1 protein-coding gene is annotated in these 1230 nt (G+C 46.5%); it reads left to right on the forward strand.

Annotated elements, in window-relative coordinates:
* A partial coding sequence (locus IRQ95_RS22485; RefSeq protein WP_194439902.1) for an aldehyde dehydrogenase family protein occupies positions 1-1230 on the forward strand: 1230 nt, incomplete at both ends.

The raw sequence follows: 1230 nt of genomic DNA on the forward strand, positions 1-1230 counted from the left end.
ACCACTTCGCATCTGAGTTCATTTACAACAAATACAAAGATGAAAAAACGTGTGGCATTCTTGAAGAAGACGACAACCTAGGCACAATGACTATCGCTGAGCCTGTAGGTATCATCTGCGGTATCGTTCCAACAACTAACCCAACATCAACAGCGATCTTCAAATCTCTGATCTCTCTGAAGACTCGTAACGGTATCATCTTCTCACCACACCCACGTGCGAAAAACTCAACTAACGACGCAGCTAAACTCGTTCTAGATGCAGCGGTAGCAGCAGGCGCACCAAAAGACATCATCGGTTGGATTGACCAACCTTCAGTTGAGCTTTCTAACGCTCTTATGAAGCACGATGGTATCGCTCTTATCCTTGCAACTGGTGGTCCAGGCATGGTTAAAGCGGCTTACTCTTCTGGTAAACCAGCAATCGGTGTAGGTGCAGGTAACGTTCCAGTTGTTATCGATGAAACAGCAGACATCAAACGTGCTGTTGCTTCTATCCTAATGTCTAAAACATTCGATAACGGCGTAGTATGTGCTTCTGAGCAAGCTGCAATCGTTGTTGACTCTGTATACGACGAAGTGAAAGAGCGTTTTGCTTCTCACAAAGCTTACGTACTAAACAAAGCGGAAGCGGACAAAGTTCGTAAAGTTCTGCTAATCGACGGCAACCTAAACGCGAAAATCGTAGGTCAGCCAGCTGCAGCAATCGCTGAAATGGCAGGCGTGAAAGTTCCAGCTGACACTAAAGTTCTTGTTGGTGAAGGTCTTGGTAAAGTTTCATACGATGACGCATTTGCTCACGAGAAACTGTCTCCAACACTAGGTCTATTCCGCGCTGACAACTTCGAAGACGCAGTTGCTCAAGCGGTAACTATGGTTGAGATCGGCGGTATCGGCCACACATCTGGTCTATACACTAACCAAGACGTGAACGCAGACCGTATCCGTTACTTCGGCGACAAGATGAAGACGGCACGTATCCTTGTAAACATCCCGACTACTCACGGTGGTATCGGTGACCTTTACAACTTCAACGTAGCACCATCTCTAACGCTAGGTTGTGGTTCATGGGGTGGTAACTCTATCTCTGAAAACGTTGGTCCTAAGCACCTAATCAACAAGAAAACTGTTGCGAAGCGAGCTGAAAACATGTTGTGGCACAAACTACCTAAGTCAATCTACTTCCGTCGTGGTAGCCTTCCAATCGCTCTAGGCGACCTAGAAGGTAAGA

Source organism: Vibrio fluminensis, from assembly GCF_015278125.1.
Taxonomy (GTDB): Bacteria; Pseudomonadota; Gammaproteobacteria; order Enterobacterales; family Vibrionaceae; genus Vibrio; species Vibrio fluminensis.